This is a genomic window from Nocardioides sp. NPDC000445, from assembly GCF_040300245.1.
GTDB lineage: Bacteria > Actinomycetota > Actinomycetes > Propionibacteriales > Nocardioidaceae > Nocardioides.
Genome location: NZ_JBEPDH010000004.1, coordinates 37521 through 58348 on the forward strand (window position 1 = coordinate 37521; position 20828 = coordinate 58348).

General features: G+C 70.8%; 21 protein-coding genes. 16 read left to right on the forward strand and 5 right to left on the reverse strand.

Annotation, left to right across the window (positions count from 1 at the left end):
- Nucleotides 1-8: 8 nt before the first annotated feature.
- The 4 genes from ABT304_RS06595 to ABT304_RS06610 form a co-directional block, all read right to left on the reverse strand.
- Entirely contained in the window at nt 9-827 is an 819-nt protein-coding gene (locus tag ABT304_RS06595) for an ABC transporter permease (RefSeq protein WP_350713873.1), read from the reverse strand.
- 1 nt (nt 828) lies between these two features.
- A complete protein-coding gene (locus tag ABT304_RS06600) occupies nt 829-1830 on the reverse strand; it encodes an ATP-binding cassette domain-containing protein (RefSeq protein WP_350713874.1) in 1002 nt (333 codons plus the stop codon).
- 80 nt (nt 1831-1910) lie between these two features.
- Complete coding sequence (locus tag ABT304_RS06605) at nt 1911-2465, reverse strand: LOG family protein (protein ID WP_350713875.1); 555 nt, start codon at nt 2463-2465, stop codon at nt 1911-1913.
- Between the two features lie 10 nt (nt 2466-2475).
- On the reverse strand, nt 2476-3309 hold the full coding sequence (locus tag ABT304_RS06610; protein ID WP_350713876.1) for a maleylpyruvate isomerase family mycothiol-dependent enzyme: 834 nt from the start codon (nt 3307-3309) through the stop codon (nt 2476-2478).
- Between the two features lie 74 nt (nt 3310-3383).
- Here ABT304_RS06610 and argC point away from each other — a divergent pair, with 74 nt between their 5' ends.
- From argC to ABT304_RS06660, 10 genes are all read left to right on the forward strand, one after another.
- The gene (argC, locus tag ABT304_RS06615) at nt 3384-4421 is read left to right on the forward strand and encodes an N-acetyl-gamma-glutamyl-phosphate reductase (RefSeq protein WP_502890294.1); all 1038 of its coding nucleotides are present in this window, start codon (nt 3384-3386) and stop codon (nt 4419-4421) included.
- Nucleotides 4418-5359: an acetylglutamate kinase gene (gene argB / locus ABT304_RS06620; RefSeq protein WP_400462467.1), complete on the forward strand. Its 942-nt coding sequence runs from the start codon at nt 4418-4420 to the stop codon at nt 5357-5359. Before argC ends, argB begins: the two co-directional genes overlap by 4 nt.
- On the forward strand, nt 5356-6537 hold the full coding sequence (locus ABT304_RS06625) for an acetylornithine transaminase (RefSeq protein WP_350713878.1): 1182 nt from the start codon (nt 5356-5358) through the stop codon (nt 6535-6537). The genes argB and ABT304_RS06625 overlap by 4 nt, the downstream gene beginning before the upstream one ends.
- Nucleotides 6534-7457: an ornithine carbamoyltransferase gene (gene argF, locus ABT304_RS06630; RefSeq protein ID WP_160023808.1), complete on the forward strand. Its 924-nt coding sequence runs from the start codon at nt 6534-6536 to the stop codon at nt 7455-7457. The genes ABT304_RS06625 and argF overlap by 4 nt, the downstream gene beginning before the upstream one ends.
- Entirely contained in the window at nt 7454-7981 is a 528-nt protein-coding gene (locus ABT304_RS06635; protein ID WP_160023788.1) for an arginine repressor, read from the forward strand. Before argF ends, ABT304_RS06635 begins: the two co-directional genes overlap by 4 nt.
- A gap of 25 nt (nt 7982-8006) precedes the next feature.
- Nucleotides 8007-9464: an argininosuccinate synthase gene (gene argG, locus ABT304_RS06640; protein ID WP_350713879.1), complete on the forward strand. Its 1458-nt coding sequence runs from the start codon at nt 8007-8009 to the stop codon at nt 9462-9464.
- Nucleotides 9464-9934, forward strand: a complete 471-nt coding sequence (locus ABT304_RS06645; RefSeq protein ID WP_350713880.1) for an NUDIX hydrolase — start codon at nt 9464-9466, stop codon at nt 9932-9934. Before argG ends, ABT304_RS06645 begins: the two co-directional genes overlap by 1 nt.
- Entirely contained in the window at nt 9931-11352 is a 1422-nt protein-coding gene (gene argH, locus ABT304_RS06650) for an argininosuccinate lyase (protein ID WP_350713881.1), read from the forward strand. The genes ABT304_RS06645 and argH overlap by 4 nt, the downstream gene beginning before the upstream one ends.
- 32 nt (nt 11353-11384) lie before the next feature.
- Nucleotides 11385-11921 (forward strand): DNA-3-methyladenine glycosylase, encoded by a 537-nt coding sequence (locus ABT304_RS06655; protein WP_502890295.1) that lies wholly within the window; start codon nt 11385-11387, stop codon nt 11919-11921.
- Nucleotides 11922-12043: 122 nt separating this feature from the next.
- On the forward strand, nt 12044-12463 hold the full coding sequence (locus ABT304_RS06660; RefSeq protein WP_350713882.1) for a single-stranded DNA-binding protein: 420 nt from the start codon (nt 12044-12046) through the stop codon (nt 12461-12463).
- Here ABT304_RS06660 and ABT304_RS06665 read toward each other — a convergent pair.
- Nucleotides 12460-13620: a DUF1015 family protein gene (locus ABT304_RS06665; protein WP_350713883.1), complete on the reverse strand. Its 1161-nt coding sequence runs from the start codon at nt 13618-13620 to the stop codon at nt 12460-12462. The two genes, ABT304_RS06660 and ABT304_RS06665, sit on opposite strands and share 4 nt — an antisense overlap.
- Nucleotides 13621-13684: 64 nt before the next feature.
- Between ABT304_RS06665 and ABT304_RS06670 the strand changes: the two genes are divergently transcribed.
- The 6 genes from ABT304_RS06670 (at nt 13685) to steA (ending at nt 20826) form a co-directional block, all read left to right on the forward strand.
- Nucleotides 13685-14734: an HAD-IIA family hydrolase gene (locus ABT304_RS06670; protein ID WP_350713884.1), complete on the forward strand. Its 1050-nt coding sequence runs from the start codon at nt 13685-13687 to the stop codon at nt 14732-14734.
- Nucleotides 14731-15003 carry a molybdopterin-binding protein gene (locus ABT304_RS06675; protein ID WP_350713885.1) on the forward strand — a complete coding sequence of 91 codons (273 nt, stop codon included), beginning with the start codon at nt 14731-14733 and terminating at the stop codon, nt 15001-15003. The genes ABT304_RS06670 and ABT304_RS06675 overlap by 4 nt, the downstream gene beginning before the upstream one ends.
- An 11-nt stretch (nt 15004-15014) precedes the next feature.
- Nucleotides 15015-15878 carry a TlyA family RNA methyltransferase gene (locus ABT304_RS06680; protein ID WP_160023772.1) on the forward strand — a complete coding sequence of 288 codons (864 nt, stop codon included), beginning with the start codon at nt 15015-15017 and terminating at the stop codon, nt 15876-15878.
- 79 nt (nt 15879-15957) lie between these two features.
- On the forward strand, nt 15958-16953 hold the full coding sequence (locus ABT304_RS06685; protein ID WP_350713886.1) for an NAD kinase: 996 nt from the start codon (nt 15958-15960) through the stop codon (nt 16951-16953).
- Nucleotides 16946-18724, forward strand: a complete 1779-nt coding sequence (gene recN / locus ABT304_RS06690; RefSeq protein WP_350713887.1) for a DNA repair protein RecN — start codon at nt 16946-16948, stop codon at nt 18722-18724. The genes ABT304_RS06685 and recN overlap by 8 nt, the downstream gene beginning before the upstream one ends.
- 170 nt (nt 18725-18894) lie before the next feature.
- Nucleotides 18895-20826 carry a putative cytokinetic ring protein SteA gene (gene steA / locus ABT304_RS06695; protein WP_350713888.1) on the forward strand — a complete coding sequence of 644 codons (1932 nt, stop codon included), beginning with the start codon at nt 18895-18897 and terminating at the stop codon, nt 20824-20826.
- The last annotated feature ends 2 nt before the right edge of the window (nt 20827-20828 follow it).

Genomic DNA, 20828 nt, shown 5'->3' on the forward strand with positions numbered 1-20828 from the left:
GCGAGCGGTCAGAGCTTCTTGCTGTAGCTCCACACCGAGAGCGGCGCGAAGATCGCGACGATCGCGGCGCAGCCGACGAGCGCCCACACGACGCTCAGGGTCACGTCCCCGGCGTTCATCAGGTCGCGGGTGGCGTTGATGACCAGCGTGACCGGGTTGACGTCGACGAAGTGCTGCAGCCACTCCGGCATGGTCTCCTTCGGCACGAAGGCGGGGGAGAGGAAGGTCAGCGGGAACATGATCATCATGCCCAGGCCCTGCACCCCGCCCGCGGTCTTCAGGACCGTGCCGAGCCAGGTGAAGATCCAGCTCAGCGACCAGCCGGCGAAGATGGTCAGGGCCCATCCGGCGAGCACGCCGCCGACTCCGCCACCGGGCCGGTAGCCCATCAGCAGGCCGACCACGATGGTCAGCGTCGCCGCGATCCCGTAGCGGAGCAGGTCGGCGACCGCAGGACCGGCCAGCGGTGCGATCCGGGCGATCGGGAGCGCCTTGAACCGGTCGAAGACTCCCTTGTCCATGTCCTCGCGCAGCTGGGTGCCGCGCGCCATCGAGGCGGTCAGCGCGGTCTGGGCCAAGATGCCGGTGATGATGGTCGGCAGGTACGACTTCACGTCACCGGAGATCGCGCCACCGAAGATGTAGGCGAACATCGCGGTGAACAGCAGCGGCTGGATCGTCACGTCGAAGAACTGCTCGGGGTTACGCATCATCTTGATGTACGCCCGGCGGGCCATGGTCAGCGTCTGGGCGATCGTCTCGCCCACGCCCGGGTGCGTCTTGAGCGGGCGGTCGGCGACGGCGTACGTGGAGATCAGTGCAGCCATGTCAGGCCACCTCCTCGGCGTGGATGTCGGAGTGGATGTCGGAGTCGACGGGGGTCTCGGTGCCGTGGCCGGTCAGGGCCAGGAAGACCTCGTCCAGGGTCGGCTGCTGCACGTTGGCGGTGGTGATCGAGATGCCAGCGTGGCGAAGGCCGATGAGCACGTCGGCGGCTCGGTCGGCGTCGGCAAGCGGTACGTTGACGCCGCCCGCCTCGGGAGTGAGCACCGGATGGTCGCCGGTGACCTTCTCGACCACGGCGGCGGCGGTGGCGACCTGCGTCTTGTCGCTCAGGCGCAGGTGCAGCGTGGAGTTGCCGACGGAGGTCTTGAGCTGCTCCGAGGTGCCTTCGGCGACCTTGACGCCGCGGTCGATGACCGCGATCCGGTCGGCGAGCTGGTCGGCCTCGTCGAGGTACTGCGTGGTGAGCAGGACGGTGGAGCCGCCGGCGACCAGCGTACGGATGGTGTCCCACATCTGGCCCCGGGTGCGGGGGTCCAGGCCGGTGGTCGGCTCGTCGAGGAAGATCAGCGGCGGGCGGGACAGCAGCGAGGCGGCGAGGTCGAGGCGACGGCGCATGCCGCCGGAGAACTTCGAGATCTGCCGCTTGGCGGCCTCCTGGAGCCCGAAGGACTCCAGCAGCTCCTCCGAGGCGGCCCGAGCTGACTTGCCGGACATGCCCAGCAGGCGCCCGAACAGGACCAGGTTCTCGGTGGCGGTGAGGTTCTCGTCGACGGAGGCGTACTGCCCCGTCACGCCGACGAGCTGACGTACCTGGTGGGGGTTCGCCTTGACGTCGACCCCGAAGATCTCTGCCTTGCCGGCATCGATCGGGAGCAGGGTCGCGAGCATCTTCAAGGTGGTGGTCTTGCCGGCGCCGTTGGGGCCGAGCACGCCGAAGACCTCTCCGCGGCGGATCTCGAGGTCGATCCCGTCGACCGCGGTGAAGTCTCCGAAGGTCTTGACCAGACCTGAGGCCGATACGGCCAGTTCGGTGGTGGTTGTCATGCTCCCAGGGTGTGGGGCGTCGGTTTCAGGGCGCCTTCACCGTGGTTTCACGACTGCCGGGCCGGTTTCAGTGGCCGGTTTCAGCGGGCGGCATCCAGGCGGGCGAGGACGTCGTCGAGATCCTCGCCCACCACCAGCGACTCCGCGGGGGAGCCGTGCAGGAAGCCTGCCTCGGCGATGCGCTCCATCATCTCCACGAGCGGGTCCCAGAAGCCGTTGACGTTGAACAGGCCGACCGGCTTCCCGTGCAGCGAGAGGGTCTGCCAGGTCCAGACCTCGAAGAGCTCCTCGAGGGTGCCGATCCCGCCGGGGAGCGCGAGGAAGGCGTCGGCGCGCTCGGCCATGAGCGCCTTGCGCTCGTGCATGGTGTCGACCACGACCGTCTGCATCCCCGGCGCGCCTTCGACGCGACCCCACTCGCGGTCGACCATAAACCGTGGGATCACGCCGAAGACCCTGCCGTTGCCGTCGATCGCGCCCTGGGAGATCTGGCCCATCAGGCCCCCGCCGCCCGCTCCGTAGACCAGCTCGATCTCGCGTTCGGCGAGGCCCTTGCCGACCTCGTAGGCCTTCTCCATGAGCGTCGGGTCGTTGCCGTCGCGGGAGCCGAGAAAGACCGCCAGATGCTTGATCATGGGCGTGAGGTTAGTCGTCGTCGGTGATCGCCTGGTTCGTCAACGCGCGGAAGCGCTCGTAGACATCCTTGTCGCCGGTGACCTGGATGCCCTCGTCGTCGCGCCGGCGCCAGAGCCAGGCGTCCAGGTCGGCCGCGGCGCCCTCGATGACCACGTCGGGCTCGGTGCCGCCGGGGATGGCGTCGGGGGAGACGACGCTGAGGTCGGGCTCGTCCTCCAGGCTGTCGCCGTTGGGGCGGGTGCCGGAGACGAGGCCCAGCTCGACCCAGGTCTGGGTGTCGGTGTCGACCGCGTCGACGCGTACGTACTGGCCGCTGCCGGCGAACCTCGCCCAGTCGGGCTTGCCGCCGTAGAAGACGTCGAGGATCTCGTCGACCCCGTCGGCGGCCAGGGCCGGGTCGAGCGGCGTCACGTCGCCGGCGGTGAGCTCGGCGTCGAGGCGGTGGATGAGGATCTCGTGGGCCTGCCTGCGGTAGGTGAAGGCGGCGGTCTGGTCCGGCGACCAGGACCAGGTGGGCTCCTCGGGCCCGGTCTGCTCCAGGGTCTTGATGAACCTGGCGTTGAGGTCGTCGAAGTGGGCGAGCAGGTCCTGGTAGGTCGCGTCCTCCGGGCGCTCCGGCTCGGAGTAGGTCTCGCTGGTGGGCTCGGCCGGCCGAGTCTCCAGGACGTATGTCCAGAAGTGCTGGACCTCGGCGGCGACGTGCCACAGCAGGTCCGCGGCGGTCCACTCCGGTGCGGTCGGCACCGGGGTGGTGGGGTCCGTGTCTGCGAGTACGGCACGGAAGCGCGCCGACTCCGACCGGATGTGGTCGAGGTAGGCGGTGGGGGTGAGGCGGGTTGTCATGGAGCGAACACTAAGGGCCCGCGTCTCAATCTCCGAACGGGTTTTGCGACATACATGCAGCCTGACGTATGTTCATGCACATGACGAAGAAGCGCGTCGCCGTCGCCGGTGCCAGTGGATATGCCGGAGGTGAGCTGCTCAGGCTGCTGCTGGCCCACCCCGAGGTGGAGATCGGCGCCCTGACCGCCGCCTCCAGCGCGGGCAAGACCCTGGGGAGCCTCCAGCCCCACCTGATCCCGCTCGCCGACCGAGTTCTGGAGCCCACCACCGCCGAGACCCTGGCCGGTCACGACGTCGTCTTCCTGGCGCTGCCGCACGGCGAGTCCGGGCCGATCGCGGCAGGCCTTCCCGATGACGTGGTCGTGATCGACTGCGGCGCCGACTTCCGGCTCGCCGACGCCGAGACGTGGACGAAGTTCTACGGCACCGACCACGCCGGCACCTGGCCCTACGGCCTCCCTGAGCTCCCCGGACAGCGGGCAGCGCTCGCCTCGGCCAGCCGGGTCGCGGTGCCGGGCTGCTTCCCGACCGTCTCCACCCTGGCCCTCGCCCCCGCGATCGAGGCCGGCATCGTCGAGCCCGAGGTCGTCGTGGTCGCCGCCACCGGCGCCAGCGGCGCGGGGAAGTCGTCCAAGCCGCACCTGATCGGTGCCGAGGTCATGGGCAACGTCAGCGCCTACGGCGTCGGCGGCGTCCACCGGCACACTCCGGAGATCGTCCAGAACCTGTCCGCGCTGGTCGACGGCGGGGTGACGGTCTCCTTCACCCCGGTGCTGGTGCCGATGCCGCGCGGCATCCTGGCGACCTGCTCCGCGAAGCTCAACGAGGGCGTGACGGCGGCGGATGCGCGCGCCGTCTATGAGAAGGCGTACGGGGACGAGCCCTTCGTCCACCTGCTTCCCGAGGGCCAGTGGCCGCAGACGCAGGCCGTGCTCGCCTCCAACGCCGTCCACCTGCAGCTGACCGTCGACGAGGCCGCCGGGCGGCTGGTCGTGGTCGGTGCCGAGGACAACCTCGCCAAGGGCACCGCCGGGGGAGCGATCCAGTGCATGAACCTCGCGCTCGGACTCGACGAGACCATGGGTCTGACCACGGTGGGAGTGGCCCCGTGATCGATCTGGAGACCGTCGCCCACGAACCGGGTCGGCCCGACCCCGCCAAGGCCCGCACGCTGGCCGGCGCCCTGCCGTGGTTGAAGGAGTATCACGGCAAGATCGTCGTGGTGAAGTACGGCGGCAACGCCATGACCGACGACAAGCTCAAGCGTGCCTTCGCCGAGGACATCGCCTTCATGCGGTTCGCCGGCTTCAAGCCGGTCGTCGTGCACGGCGGCGGCCCGCAGATCTCGAGCATGCTCGACCGGCTCGGCATCGAGTCGGAGTTCCGCGGCGGGCTGCGGGTGACCACCCCCGAGGCCATGGACGTGGTCCGGATGGTCCTGGTCGGCCAGGTGCAGCGCGAGCTCGTCGGGCTGATCAACGAGCACGGTCCGCTGGCCGTCGGGCTCTCCGGCGAGGACGCCGGACTCTTCACCGCCGAGCCGGCCAGCACCATCATCGACGGTGAGGAGATCGACCTCGGCCAGGTCGGCGAGGTCGTCGACGTACGTCCCGAATCGGTCCTCGACATCATCGAGGCCGGCCGGATCCCGGTCGTCTCCAGCGTCGCGCCCGACGTCGATGGCGCCGTCTACAACGTCAACGCCGACCGCGCGGCCTCGGCCCTGGCTGTCGCGCTCGAGGCCGAGAAGCTGCTGGTACTGACCGACGTCGAGGGTCTCTACCTCGACTGGCCCGACCCCGAGGAGGTCATCGGGGAGATCAGTCCCGAGGCGCTGGAGGGCATCCTGCCCGAGCTGGCCAGCGGGATGATCCCGAAGATGAGCGCCTGCCTGGAGGCGGTCAAGGGCGGTGTCAAGCGCGCCACCGTCGTCGACGGCCGCGCCGAGCACGCCGTACTGCTGGAGCTGTTCACCGCCGAGGGGGTCGGCACCCAGGTGCTCCCCGGCGTCACCACGAAGACCCGCAAGGCAAGGGAGCTCGACAAATGACGACCTACTCTGAGCGCTACGCCGGCGCGCTGATGAACACCTTCGGTGCTCCCAAGCTGGTCCTCACCCGAGGCGAGGGTGCCCACGTGTGGGACGAGGACGGCAAGGAGTACGTCGACCTGCTGGCCGGTATCGCCGTCAACGCCCTGGGCCACGCCCACCCGGCGCTGGTCTCCGCGGTCACCTCCCAGATGGAGTCCCTCGGCCACGTCTCCAACTTCTTCACCTCCCACCCCCAAGTCGAGCTGGCCGAGGCGCTGCTCGCCCGGGTCCCCGGCGGCGAGACCGGCCGGGTCTTCTTCACCAACTCCGGCACCGAGGCCAACGAAGCCGGCTTCAAGCTGACCCGGCGCACCGGGCGGACGCACATCGTGGCTGCCCAGGGCGCCTTCCACGGCCGCTCCATGGGTGCCCTGGCGCTGACCGCCAAGGAGGCCTACCGGAAGCCGTTCGAACCGCTGCCGGGCGAGGTCACCTTCGTCCCCTACGGCGACGCTTCCGCGTTGGCGGCGGCCGTGACCGACGAGACCGCGGCGATCATCCTGGAGCCGATCCAGGGTGAGGCCGGCGTCATCGTGCCGCCCGCCGACTATCTCGCGGCTGCGCGGGCCGTCGCCGACGAGCACGGCGCGCTGCTCTGGCTCGACGAGGTGCAGTCCGGTCTGGGCCGCACCGGCCGCTGGTTCGCCCACGAGACCTCCGGGGTCACCGCCGACATCGTCACCCTCGCCAAGGGGCTCGGTGGCGGCTTCCCGATCGGTGCCTGCATCGGTCTGGGCCGGGCCGCGACTCTCTTCGAGCCCGGCAACCACGGCACCACCTTCGGTGGCAACCCGGTCGCCTGCGCCGCAGGTCTCGCGGTGATCGACACCATCGAGGCCGACGGGCTCCTCGAGCACGTCACCGTGCTCGGCCAGAAGCTGCGCGACGGCCTCGCCGCCGACCCTCGGGTCACCAGGGTCGACGGGGAGGGCCTCTTCATCGGAGTGGTCCTCGCCGGTCTCGACTCGGGCGCTGTCGCCGCTGCCGCCCTCGAGGCGGGCTTCATCCTCAACAACGCGACGCCCGAGCGGATCCGGATCGTGCCGCCGCTCGTGCTCACCGAGGACGACGCCGAGAGCCTCCTGGCCGCCTGGCCGTCCATCCTCGACGCGGCCCAGGGAACGGGGGCGAGATGACCAGACACTTCCTCCGCGACGACGACCTCACCCCGGCCGAGCAGGCCGAGGTGCTGGCGCTCGCGGCAGCGATGAAGCAGGATCCGTACGCCGCCAAGCCGCTCGCCGGCCCGGTGACCGTGGCCACGATCTACGACAAGCCGACGCTGCGCACCCAGGCGTCGTTCTCCTCCGGGATCGCCGAGCTCGGCGGCCACTCGATGCTCGTCGACGGCCGCCTGGCCGGGATCGGCGAGCGGGAGTCCGTCGCCGACGTCGCCCGGGTCCTCGGCCGGCAGGCGGGCGAGATCGTGTGGCGTACGTTCGCGCAGACCGACCTCGAGCAGATGGCCGCCCACTCCGGGGTCCCGGTCGTCAACGCGCTCACCGACGAGTTCCACCCCTGCCAGCTGCTCGCCGACCTGCAGACGCTGCGCGAGCACAAGGGATCGCTGGCCGGCCTGACCGCGGCCTTCCTCGGCGACGCGGCCTGCAACATGGGCAACTCCTGGGCGCTGGCGGGGGCGATCGCCGGGATGCACGTCCGGTTCGGGGCGCCCGAGGGCTACGCGCCCGACGCGGAGGTGCTGGTCCGGGCCAAGGAGATCGCCGAGGAGACCGGCGGCTCGGTCACCGTGACCTCGGATCCGGTCGCGGCGGCAGCCGGGGCCGACGTACTCATCACCGACACCTGGGTCTCGATGGGCAAGGAGAGCGAGGCGGCCGCGCGGGTCGCGGTGTTCTCGCCCTACGCGCTCACGACCGACCTGCTCGGCCACGCCGACCCCGAAGCGGTCGTGCTGCACTGCCTGCCCGCCTACCGCGGCAAGGAGATCGAGGCCGAGGTGCTCGACGGTCCGCGCAGCCTGGTGTGGGACGAGGCGGAGAACCGGCGCCACGCCCAGAAGGCGATCCTGGCCTTCCTGTGGGAGCGACGATGACGACCAACGAGACGCAGCGGCCCGCGACCAAGGGAGCGCGCCAGTCCCTGATCGTGGACATCATCTGGAGCAAGGAGATCCGGTCCCAGACCGAGCTCTCCGAGGCGCTGTTCGCCCACGGGGTCAACGTCACCCAGGCGACGCTCTCGCGTGATCTGGACGAGCTCGACGCGGTGAAGGTGCGGGCGCCTTCGGGCGCGCTGGTCTACGCGGTTCCCGGTGAGGGTGGTGACCGCACGGCCGTCGCCCCGGGGGAGTCGGCCAGCGGACGCAGCAAGCTCGGCCGACTCGCCCGAGAGCTCCTGGTGAGCGCCGACGGCAGCGGCAACCTCGTGGTGCTGCGTACTCCTGCAGGGGGTGCCCAGTACTTCGCCTCCGCGATCGACCGGGCCGAATATCCCGACATCCTCGGCACCATCGCCGGCGACGACACCGTGCTCGTCATCGGCCGCGAGCCCAAGGGCGGCGCTGCGCTCGTCAACCGCTTCCTCAGTCTCGCCGGCAAGACCACAGACATTCCGTAAGTTTCAGAGCAAGGAGCAACATCTCGTGAGCAAGGTCCTGACCTCCCTTCCCAAGGGTGAGCGCGTCGGTATCGCCTTCTCCGGAGGTCTCGACACCTCCGTGGCGGTCGCCTGGATGCGCGACAAGGGCGCGGTTCCGTGCACCTACACCGCCGACATCGGGCAGTACGACGAGCCCGACATCTCCGGTGTCCCGGACCGCGCGATGGCCTACGGCGCCGAGATCGCCCGCGCCATCGACATCAAGCCGCAGCTCGTCGAGGAGGGCTTGGCCGCGCTCGCCTGCGGTGCCTTCCACATCCGCTCCGGTGGCCGTGCGTACTTCAACACCACGCCTCTGGGGCGTGCGGTGACCGGCACGATGCTGGTGCGTGCGATGCAGGCCGACGACGTCAACATCTGGGGCGACGGGTCGACCTTCAAGGGCAACGACATCGAGCGGTTCTACCGCTACGGCCTGATGGCCAACCCCGAGCTGCGCATCTACAAGCCGTGGCTCGACGCCGACTTCGTCCACGAGCTCGGTGGACGCCACGAGATGTCGGAGTGGCTGGTTTCGCACAACCTGCCCTACCGCGACTCCACCGAGAAGGCGTACTCCACCGACGCCAACATCTGGGGCGCCACCCACGAGGCCAAGACCCTGGAGCACCTCGACGTGTCGCTGGAGACGGTCGAGCCGATCATGGGCGTGAAGTTCTGGGACCCGTCGGTCGCCATCGAGACCGAGGACGTCTCGGTGACCTTCGTCGAGGGCCGCCCGGTGGCGATCAACGGTCAGTCGTTCTCCGATCCGGTGGCGCTGGTCTACGAGGCCAACGCGATCGGCGGTCGTCACGGCCTGGGGATGTCGGACCAGATCGAGAACCGGATCATCGAGGCCAAGTCCCGCGGCATCTACGAGGCGCCGGGCATGGCGCTGCTGTGGGCGGCCTACGAGCGGCTGCTCAACGCGGTGCACAACGAGGACACCATGTCCAACTACTACAACGAGGGCCGCAAGCTCGGCCGGCTGCTCTACGAGGGCCGCTGGCTCGACCCGCAGGCGCTGATGCTGCGCGAGTCGATCCAGCGCTGGATCGCCTCGCTGGTCTCGGGCACGGTCACCCTGCGGCTGCGCCGGGGTGAGGACTACACCGTGTTGAACACCGAGGGTTCCCACTTCTCCTACCACCCCGAGAAGCTCTCCATGGAGCGCGTCGAGAACGCCGCCTTCGGTCCCGTCGACCGCATCGGCCAGCTCACCATGCGCAACCTCGACATCGCCGACTCCCGCTCCAAGCTGGAGATCTACGCAGGGCATCCTTTGGACCAAGGCACGGTGCTGGTCGAGAACGGCACCCTCTTCGGCGAGCTGCCCGCCGGGGGCTTCGACCGCATCGCGGCGACCAACGGCAAGCCCATCGCCGTGCTGCCGGTCGAGGAGCAGGTCCTGGACGAGAGCGTCCTGGACGAGGCCGCGCTGGAGGCGGGCAACGACTGATGGTGCGTGTGCACCGCGAGTCCGCACGGGTTCTCCCGGTCAGTGCCGACGGTGAGGTGCTCCTCCTGCAGGACACCGACCCGGGGAACCCGTCGCGGGGCGCCTACTGGACCAGCATCGGGGGCGCCATCGACCCCGGTGAGGACGCGGTAGGCGCTGCCGCACGGGAGCTGTGGGAGGAGGCCGGCATCCGGGTCCAGCCCGAGGCACTCGTCGGCCCGGTCCAGATCCACGCCGACGAGTACAGCTGGAACGGCGTCGACTACAGCGGCCACAACGCCTACTTCGCCCTCGTGCTCGACCGTGAGGTCGAGATCAGCTTCGCCAACCTGGAGCCGGTCGAGGTCGGGTCGGTCGTCCAGGCCGGCTGGTGGACGCCGGACAAGCTTCGCGCCGAGGGCACCGCGACCCCGGGCGCGCTTCCTGACATCATGGAGATCGCCATCAAAGCCGTACGAGGAGAGTCGTGACCACGCCTGCCAACACCACCAACGAGGGCAAGCTCTGGGGCGGCCGGTTCGCCGGTGGTCCGTCGCCGGAGCTCGAGGCGCTATCGCGCTCGACGCAGTTCGACTGGCGGCTGGCGCTCTACGACATCGCCGGATCCCACGCCCATGCGAAGGCGCTGGGGGCGGCCGGGCTGCTCACCGGTGACGAGGAGAACGAGATCCACCGGGGTCTGGACGTCCTCGCCGACCGGTTCACCGCCGGGCGGCTGCTTCCGGCTGCCTCGGACGAGGACGTACACGGTGCGCTGGAGCGGCTGCTCATCGAGGAGATCGGTCCCGACGTCGGGGGCAAGCTGCGGGCCGGGCGCTCGCGCAACGACCAGATCGCGACCCTCTTCCGGAGCTATCTGCTCGACCACGAGCGGGTGCTGCGCGGGCTCGTGCTCGATCTCATCGACGCGCTTGCCGCACAGGCTGATGAGAACCTGGGCGCGATCATGCCGGGGCGTACGCACCTGCAGCACGCTCAGCCGGTGCTGCTCTCCCACCACCTGATGGCCCACGCCTGGTCGCTGCTGCGCGACGTCGACCGGCTCAACGACTGGCAGAGCCGGGTCGTGTGCGACTCGCCCTACGGGTCCGGGGCGCTCGCGGGGCAGTCGCTCGGCCTCGACCCCGAGCTGGTCGCCTCCGAGCTCGGCTTCACCGGTTCGAGCGCCAACTCGATCGACGGGACGGCTTCGCGTGACTTCGTCGCCGAGTTCGCCTACGTGTGCGCTCAGATCGGGGTCGACGTCAGTCGGATCGCCGAGGAGATCATCCTGTGGGCGACCAAGGAGTTCGACTTTGTCACGCTGCACGACTCCTGGTCGACGGGGTCGAGCATCATGCCGCAGAAGAAGAACCCCGACATCTCCGAGCTCGCCCGGGGCAAGGCCGGACGACTGGTCGGCAACCTGACCGGGCTGCTGACGACGCTGAAGGCGCTGCCGCTGGCGTACAACCGCGACCTGCAGGAGGACAAGGAGCCGGTCTTCGACTCCCTGGACACCCTCGAGGTCCTGCTCCCGGCCTTCACCGGCCAGGTCGCGACGCTGGTCTACAACACCGACCGCATGGCAGAGCTCGCCCCCCAGGGCTTCTCACTGGCCACCGACATCGCCGAGTGGCTGGTCCGGCAGGGCACCCCGTTCCGGATCGCGCACGAGCTCGCCGGCGCCTGCGTCCAGGCGGCGGAGAAGCGCGGCGTCGAGCTGGACGCGCTCACCGACGAGGAGTTCGCCACGATCTCGCCGGCGCTGACCCCGGACGTACGCCTGGTGCTGACCATCGAGGGATCGGTCGCATCCCGCGACGGCCGTGGTGGCACTGCTCCAGACCGGGTCGCCGAGCAGCTCGCCGAGCTCCGGGCCAAGGCAGCCGGGTTCCGTACGTCGTAGTGCTCGCGAGCCTGTTGAACCAGCGCCCCGAGGTGACCGCTCCGCGGCTCCTCGGGGCGACGCTGTCCTTCGACGGCGTGAAGGTGCGACTCACCGAGGTCGAGGCGTACGCGGCCGACGATCCCGGCTCGCACGCCTTCCGGGGAGAGACGAACCGCAACCGGGTGATGTTCGGGCCGCCCGGGCGGCTCTATGTCTACTTCACCTACGGGATGCACCATTGCGCCAACCTCGTCTGCCATCCGGAGGGCGAGCCCGGCGCGATCCTGCTGCGTGCCGGCGAGATCATCGAGGGGATCGAGGTCGCCCGGGAACGACGTGGAGCGGTACGCGAGGTCGATCTCGCCCGGGGACCCGCGCGACTCTGCTCGGCGCTCGGGATCGACCTGACGATGGACGGGACCACCGACTTCGAGCTTGACCTGGCGCCGGCCGACACGTGGGCGCGGATCGAGGTCGCGGCCGGGCCGCGCGTCGGGCTGCGGCTCGCTCCGGACCGTCCCTGGCGGTTCTGGGTCGCAGGGGACCCGACGGTGTCGCCCTATCGGCCGGCGAAAGCCCTCCGATAGCTGGCCGCACGGGCCGATGACCGTCCACAGGCCCGGTTCGGACCGCGGTTCTCCACAGGCCGCATCGGCTCGGGCGGAACTGTCGGTGACCCTGATCAGGATGGTGGTCGGAGGTGATCGAGATGACGGTCGCAAGGGTAGAGAAGGAGCCATCACCCGACGATGGCGAGCGGATGGGGCCGGCCGGCGGGCTGGCGACGGTCAACGAGGTGCGGTTGATCGGCAGGCTGTCGCTGGCCGCGGAGGAGAAGGAGCTGCCGAGCGGAGATCAGCTGACCGCGTTCCGGGTGGTCGTCAACAGACCGCGTGACAAGCGCCGGGGGAGCCGGGTGCAGATCGACGCGCTCGAGTGTCACACCTGGGTCGCCCGGGTCCGGCGAGCGGCGATGACCTGGCAGGTCGGCGACGTCATCGAGGTAAACGGCTCCCTGCGTCGCCGGTTCTTCAAGACCGGTGGCCGGCTGCAGTCGATGACCGAGGTGGAGGTCACGTCGGCCAGACGGGTGAGCCGGGCAGCCGCCGCGGCCAGACAGGCGAGCTAGTGGCGCGATTTCTCCAGCCGTGCCGAGTCCAGGAGGCGGATGAGCACGCCGGGGTGCGGCTTGGGCTGGAAGGAGGTCGCCTTCTCCGGGAGCAGCTGCCCGATCGAGGCGGAGGAGAGGATGGTGTCGAAGGTCGGTGCCGCCAACAGCACGGCGACGTCGCGACCCGGGCGGGCCCGTTTCAGCGCGGCGTCGACCTGGTGGGCGTGCAGCACCCGCGACGGCTGCCGGCGCAGCTCCGGGAGGACGCGGTCGTGCAGATAGCCGACATCACCGGTGATCGGGGTGTTGGCGGCGTCCACGTCGAGGGTGGCCCAGCCCCGGCCGTCGCTGAGCACGATGACACCAGGCCCGAGCCGGCTCAGGGCGGCGTCGCGGCTGCCGGCGGTCCACTCGGCGCCGACGGACTCGGCCGCGGCCCGTAGGTCGCGCAGATTCACCCCGGCCAACACTCGATGGATCGCGCCGAGCTGCAACGGCGTGTCGTCCTGGTCGATCAGCATCGCCAGCCCGAAGTCGGTCGCCGCGCCGTCGCCGGGCTCGGCGAGCCCTTGGAGCTCGGCGTACGCCGCGTAGCGGTGGTGTCCGTCGGCGATCAGTGCCTGCTGGCTCGCCCATGCCTTGCGCAGCTGCCCGATCAGCGCCTCGTCGGTGATCGCCCAGACACGATGGTGCTGCCCGCCGTGGTCGTCGTACTGCTCCTCCGGAGTGCCGCTCTGCACCTGGTCGAGGAGCGCCGCGATGCCGTCGGGCGCGTGGTAGGTGAGCAGGATCGGCGCCGGATGCACCCGCATCTGCCGCATCCGTGAGGCGAGCTGCTCGGCCTGGGCGGTGCGTACGCCCTCGTGGGGGATCACCGCGGCGTCAGCGGGGTCGTCGGTGCGGTGCGAGACGTCGAGGATCCCGACGACGCCACGCACGGTGATCCCGGCGGCGGTGTACTCGTGGAGGTAGAGCGCGAGGTCCTGGTGCTGGCGCAGATCGCCGCGCGCCAGCCACGAGCTGATCCGGGAGGCGACCCCTCGATAGGGGCGGGAGTAGAGCCGCGCGGAGGTCGGGTCCCCGATCCGTGAAGGGGCCAGCGAGAGCGCTCGAAACGGCTCCAGGCGCAGCGGACGCCCGAGGTACGGCGCCCTGACCACACCCGTATCGTCCATCCGCACATCGTAGGGTCACACTGGTGCCATTCGCCGAACCCCCGACTCAGAGAAGGAACTTCGTGTGCTGACCGGCCATCAGTTGAAGGGCTCAGCCCAGCCGCTCGCCGCCGCCCATGACGTGGCGATGCTCGACCTCGACGGCGTGGTCTACATCGGGGGCACAGCGGTCCGGCGCGCCCCCGAGTCGCTCGCCGCCGCACGCGAGGCCGGGCTCAGGCTGGCGTTCATCACCAACAACGCCGCCCGGCCTCCGGCCAAGGTCGCCGAGAACATCCGCAACCTGGGCATCGAGGCGACCGCCGAGGACGTGGTCACCTCCGCCCAGGCCGCTGCGCGTGTCCTGGCCGAGCGGCTCGCCCCGGGGGCGAAGGTCGTCAACCTGGGCGCCGCGGGCCTGCGTGAGCCGCTCGAGGCCGCCGGCCTGGTGCCGGTGGCCGTCGACGAGGACGCCGAGGCGATCGTCACCGGCTACAACCCCGAGCTGCTGTGGAAGGACATCCTGCGCGCGGCCGTGCGGATCAAGGACGGGCTCTTCTGGGTGGCCAGCAACACCGACATGACCTTCCCGGCGGCGTACGGGATCGCGCCGGGCCACGGCGTCCTGGTCGACACGCTGCGCCGATTCTCGGGCGTCGAGCCGGTCGTGGCGGGCAAGCCGTCGCGACCCCTGCTGGAGGAGACCATCCGGCGCACCGAGGCCGACCACCCGCTGATGGTCGGCGACCGGCTCGACACCGACATCGAGGGCGGTCGCAACGCCGGCATCGACACGCTGCTGGTGCTCACCGGCGTCACCGGGCTCGAGGATCTCGTCGGGGCCGAGCCGCAGCGACGGCCCTCCTACATCTCCGCCGACCTGGGCGGGCTGCTGGAGACCCACGCGGCGCCGGAGATCGACGGCACGACCGCGCGGCTCGGCGGCTGGACGGCAGAGGTACGCGACGGAGAGCTCCAGGTCACCGGCGAAGGGAACCCCGACGACTGGTGGCGGGTGGCCGCGGCCAGTGCCTGGGCACACCTGGACGCCACCGGATCGGTGGCCGCGATCGGCGCACAGGCCGTGCCGCCTGGCCCGGATGCCGACGGCGGGACGGTAGTCTCAGCCCCATGAGCGAGCAGCATTTCGACGAGACTCCGGCTGAGGCCTCGGCCGGGCTGGGTGGCGCGGGCACGGCGCCGCACACCGGTGTCGCGCGCGTCGACGCGGTGCTCGAGACGCTCGACCGGCTCGACGAGCTGCCGCTGGCCGAGCACGTCGGCGTCTTCGAGGCCGCTCACACCGAACTGCGTCGCGCCCTGGACCCCGACACCGGGGCCCACGACGCGATGGCCCGGATCGCCGCGGCCTCCGGGGATTCCCAGCCGACCGACCAGCCCTGAGAGGCGAGCGCATGCCTCCTCGCCGCCTGCGTCTCGACGCCGAGCTGGTCCGGCGCAAGCTGGCCCGTTCCCGCGAGCACGCCAGCGAGCTGATCGCCGCCGGGCGGGTCACGGTTTCGGGCAACCGAGCCACCAAGCCGGCCACAGGCGTCACCACCGACGTCGCGATCGTGGTCACCGAAGACCCCGACCGCCCTGACTTCGTCTCCCGCGGCGGCCACAAGCTGGCCGGCGCACTCGCGGCGTTCGAACCGCTCGGACTTTCGGTCAAGGGCCGCCGCTGTCTCGACGCCGGCGCGTCGACCGGCGGGTTCACCGACGTACTCCTGCGCAACGAGGCCCGGCAGGTCGTCGCCGTCGACGTCGGCTACGGCCAGCTCGCCTGGCGGCTGCAGCAGGACGAGCGGGTCGTCGTCCACGACCGCACCAACATCCGCGACCTCTCCCTCGACGTGGTCGGCGAACCCGTCGACGTCGTCGTCGGCGATCTCTCGTTCATCTCCCTCGAGCTCGTCCTGGACGCGCTGATCCGGGTGACCAGCCCCGACGGCGACCTGGCGCTGATGGTCAAGCCCCAGTTCGAGGTCGGCAAGGACCGGGTCGGCAAGGGTGGCGTGGTCCGCGACCCCGTCCTGCGGGCCGAGGCCGTCAATGCCGTCGCCGCAGCCGCCGCGAGACGCGGCTGGGGCGCACGCGCGGTCACCACCAGCCCGCTCCCGGGTCCCTCGGGCAACGTCGAGTTCTTCCTGTGGCTACGCCGTGGGGAGGCCACGGTCACCGAGGCGGAGATCGAAGAGGCCGTGCGCGAGCAGCGCGGGCTGGAGAGCCCCGCCACCGGAGATGTGTCGGTGCCGTCTGAGAAGGTTGATCCGTGAGCGAGCGCCAGCGAGTGAACCGTCCGATCAACACGCGAGCGCGTCCGTGTTCTCGCGCTTGCGCTACGGGGGTGCTCGCGTGACCGATGCCGACGCCCCTGGCGTGGACCCAGCTCCCGTGGACGCGGCCGAGGTTCGGCGCGTCCTCATGCTCATCCACACCGGGCGGGAGGAGGCCCGCGAGGTCGGTCTCGCCTGTGCCAAGTCGCTCGCGGTCCACGGCATCGTGGTCCGCGTGCTGGCCAGCGAGGCCGCCGACCTGGGCATCGACCCGGCGGCGTACGAACCGAAGCTCGAGCTCGCCACCGACGAGGACGACGCGAGTCGCGACTGCGAGCTTGCGCTGGTCATCGGTGGCGACGGCACCATCCTGCGCGCGGCCGAGATCGTCCAGCCCCATCGCACCCCGGTCCTCGGGGTCAACCTCGGCCATGTCGGGTTCCTGGCCGAGGCGGAGTACGACGATGTCGAGTCGACGATCGAGGCGATCGTTCAGCGTCGCTACACCTCCGAGGACCGCCTCGCGCTCGAGGTCAGCGTCTTCGAGGACTGTCAGAAGGTCTTCCGTACGTTCGCGGTCAACGAGGCCAGCGTCGAGAAGGCCGCGCGCGAGCGGATGCTCGAGGTCGTCGTCGAGATCGACGGCCGCCCGCTGTCGCGGTGGGGCTGCGACGGCGTCGTCTGCGCGACCCCGACCGGCTCGACGGCCTACAACTTCTCCGCCGGCGGCCCGGTCGTGTGGCCGGGCGTCGAGGCGCTGCTGCTGACCCCGATCAGCGCCCACGCCCTCTTCGCGCGAGCCATGGTGGTCGCGCCGACCTCGGTGCTGGCCGTCGAGGTCATCTCACGGGCCGACGGCGCCGGCGTGCTCTGGTGCGACGGCAGGCGTTCCTACGACCTGGGCCCGGGTGCCCGGATCGAGGTCACCCGGGGGGTGGAGCCTGTCAGACTCGTTCGCCTGCACCAGGCCCCGTTCACGGATCGTCTGGTGCGGAAGTTCGGACTGTCTGTGGAGGGATGGCGAGGCGCCGCGGAACGGCGTCCGTTCAGGATGAACGGAGGCGAGAATGCTTGAGGAGATCAGGATCTCCGGACTCGGGATCATCGAGTCCTCGACCCTGGAGCTCGGACCAGGGCTGACCGTGGTGACCGGTGAGACCGGCGCGGGCAAGACCATGATCGTGACCGCGCTCGGGTTGCTGCTCGGCGGCCGCGGCGACGCCGGCTCGGTCCGCAAGGGCAAGAAGGCGGCGCGCGTCGAGGGCGTCATCGATGCCCGGTCGCTGCCCGGTGTCGTCGAGGCGACCGAGGAGGCCGGGGGAGAGGTCGAGGAGGGCCGCGTCCTGGTGGCGCGCACTGTCGCGGCCGAAGGCCGGGCGAGGGCGTACGTCGGGGGAGCGACCGTCCCGGTGGCGACCCTCGGCTCGGTGACCTCGCCGCTGGTCGCGGTCCACGGCCAGTCCGACCAGCACCGGCTGCTGCAGCCGCGCGCCCAGCGCGACTCGCTGGACCGCTTCGGCGGCGACGCGGTTGCCAAGCTCATCGCGGCCTACAGCGAGATCCACACCGAGCTCCGAGCCGTCGAGCAAGAGCTCGACGAGGTCACCACCCACGCCCGCGAGCGGGCGCAGGAGGCGGATCTGCTCCGCTTCGGCCTCGGTGAGGTCGAGGAGGTCTCACCGGAGTCCGGCGAGGACGTCACCCTCGCTCAGGAGGAGGAGAAGCTCGGCTACGCCGACACGCTGCGCACCGCCGCCGAGCAGGCCCGCGAGGCGCTTTCCTCGGAGGTCGACGCCCCCGACGCCCTGGGCGCCATCTCAGCCGCGCGCCAGGCTCTCGACGGCGTCCGCGACCACGACCCCGACGCCGCGTCCCTGGCCGACCGTCTCGCGGAGGTCTCCTACCTGCTCTCCGACCTGGCCGCCGATGTCGCCTCCTACGCGACCGCGATCGAGACCGACCCGGCGCGGCTCTCCGTGGTCTCCGAGCGCCGCGCGGCGCTGACCGCGCTGACGCGGAAGTACGGCGAGACCATCGACGAGGTGCTCGCCTGGGCCGAGACCGGCGCCAAGCGACTGCTCGAGCTCGACTCCGACGACGACCGCATCGAGGAGCTCCGCGGGGAGCGCACCCGGCTGCGCGCCGCTCTCGCAGACGCCGGCCTGGCGCTGTCGGCAGCCCGCACCGAGGCGGCCGGCGCTCTGGCCGAGGCGGTCAGCGACGAGCTCACCGGACTGGCGATGCCGCACGCGCGACTGGTGGTCGACGTACGCCAGAAGGAGACCGACGCCCCCGCATCCGAGGACGAGCCGCACGCGCCGCTACTGGTTGGATCGGGGCAGGGCGGTTCGGGCAAGGACCACCGCTGGCTGCGCTACGGCTCCAACGGCCTCGACGAGGTCGAGCTGCTGCTGGCGGCCAACACCGGCTCGGAGCCGCGCCCGCTCCACAAGGGCGCCTCCGGCGGTGAGCTCTCCCGGGTGATGCTGGCGATCGAGGTCGTCCTGGCGGCCACCAGCCCGGTCCCGACCTTCGTCTTCGACGAGGTCGACGCCGGCGTCGGCGGCACCGCCGCGGTCGAGATCGGCCGTCGTCTGGCCCACCTCGCCCGCACCGCCCAGGTCCTGGTCGTCACGCACCTGCCCCAGGTCGCCGCGTTCGCCGACCACCATGTCGCCGTCGAGAAGACCAGCGACGGCGTGGTCACCAGCTCCGGCCTCACCGTCCTCGACGACGAGTCCCGCGAACGCGAGCTCTCCCGCATGCTGGCGGGGCTGACGGCCTCCGACACCGCCATCGCGCACGCCCGCGAGCTCCTCGAGGTGGCCCGCGCGGCGAAGGTCTGAGCCCGCCGAAACCTCGGTTCTGGCGACCCGAGTCGGTCGTTGTGGCGAACGACACATGCCACGACGACCGACTCGGCTGTCAAACGTACGCATTCGGCCGCCACAACGACCGACTCGCCGGATCGGAGATCCGGGGACGCGTGCCGGCGACGGGGGAGGATTAATGGGACATGAGACTGCCTACTCGCCAGATTCCCTCCGTACTCCCTGGCATCCGCGGCACGCTCCGCGCGGGGCGGCCGACCAGGGCGCTGATCCCGCGGCTCAAAGAGGGCGACATCGCGGTGATCGACCATGTCGACCTGGACCGGAGCACCGCGCTGGCGATCGTGGCCAAGGGCGTCATCGCCGTGGTCAACGCCCAGCCGATGGTCTCGGGCCGCTACCCGAACCGGGGCCCGCAGACGCTGGCCGACGCCGGGATCGAGCTGATCGACAAGATCGGCGAGGAGGGGATCGAGAAGCTGGTCGACGGGCGGAAGGCGCGGATCCTCGACGGCGAGATCTTCGACGGCGAGCAGCTGCTGACCTCGGGCCGTGCGCTCGACCAGGAGTCCCTCGACAAGGACCTCGAGGACGCCAAGCGGGGCCTGAGCTCCCACCTGGACCTCTTCACCCACAACAGCAGCGAGCTGCTCAAGCGCGAGGAGGAGGTGCTGCTGCACGGCAACGGCGTACCTCCTCTCGACACGCCGCTGGCCGGCCGGCCCGTCGTGGTGGTCGCCGACCATCCCGACCTGGACCGGCTCCTCGGTGACCTCGCCGGCTTCCTGCGCGAGCAGCGCCCGGCCATCATCGCGGTGGGTCCTGCGGCGAAGAGGCTGACCAAGAAGCAGGTACGCCACGCCGTGGTCGTGCTGGGCCCCGACACCGACAGCTACCCCGAGCCGAAGGTGCTCACCAGCGCCGCCGAGGTCGTCCTCGCGCCCGGCGCCTCGGCGAGCGAGAGCGCCACCGAGCTCCTGGACCGGATCGGCGTTCAGCCGAAGCGGTTCGAGTCCGCCCTCGCCCCCGAGGACGCCGCCCTCCTGGTCGCCTACGCCCAGCACCCCTCACTGGTGGTCGGGGCCGGGCTGAGCACCACGCTGACCGACTTCCTCGAGGACCAGCGCCCGGGCCTGGCCGGCACCTACCTGACCCGGCTCGCGCTCGGCCCGACGCTGATCGACGCCTCCGCGGTCCCGGCGGTACGCCGCAAGGAGCCCCGCAGCCGTCGCCTCGTCCTTCCGCTCCTGGCCGCGGTGACGGCGCTGGCGATCGGCGTACCCGCCGGCATCTGGGCCGCCGACCACGACCTCACCGCGATCGGCACCGGCATCGTGAACAGAGCCGAGGGCGGAGCCGCGGCGAGCCCCGCCTCCGGCGAGAGCGAGACGAAGAGCGCGAAGGAGCCGCAGCAGAGCGCCGAGGCCCAGTTCGTCGCCGAGGCCGGCGACGCGCTCCTGCCCGGCACGCTCACCGGCCAGAAGGTCGCGGTCGTCGCCCTCCCCGGCGCCGACCAGAAGACGGTCGCCGCGCTCACCGGCAACATCGAGACGGCCGGCGGCGAGACGACGGGAGTGCTCGACGTACGGCCGAACCTGCTGGACCCCGACCGCAAGCAGTACGTCGACAGCCTGGCCACCCAGCTGGTCAAGCAGCTGGGCCGCGGCGACGCGGGACAGGCGACCTATCAGCGGATGGGCCAGGTGATCGGAGAGACCTACGCCGGCACGAAGCCGCCCACCGCGTTCGACCAGCCCGCCAAGACCGCCGCTGTGGCGTTGCTCACCGGCGACCTGGTCAAGGCCCAGGGACGACCGACCGGACCGGCCGGCCTCGTCCTGGTCGTCCTCGGCGAGGACAGCGAGGACACGACCGCGGTCGAAGGCCTGGTCGAGGGCCTCGGTGCGACCACGAAAGGGCTGGTCGTGACGGCACCGACGGGCTCCGAAGACCTCGAGACGCTCCGCGCCAACGACTGGCCGGGCTGGTTCGCGTCGGTCGACGGCATCGAGACGACCACCGGTCAGGTCGCCGCTCCGCTCGCGCTGTCTCGACAGCGGAGTCAACAAGGTGGCGATTTCGGTGCGTCAGGTTTCGGCGGCCTGCTGAAGCGTTGATA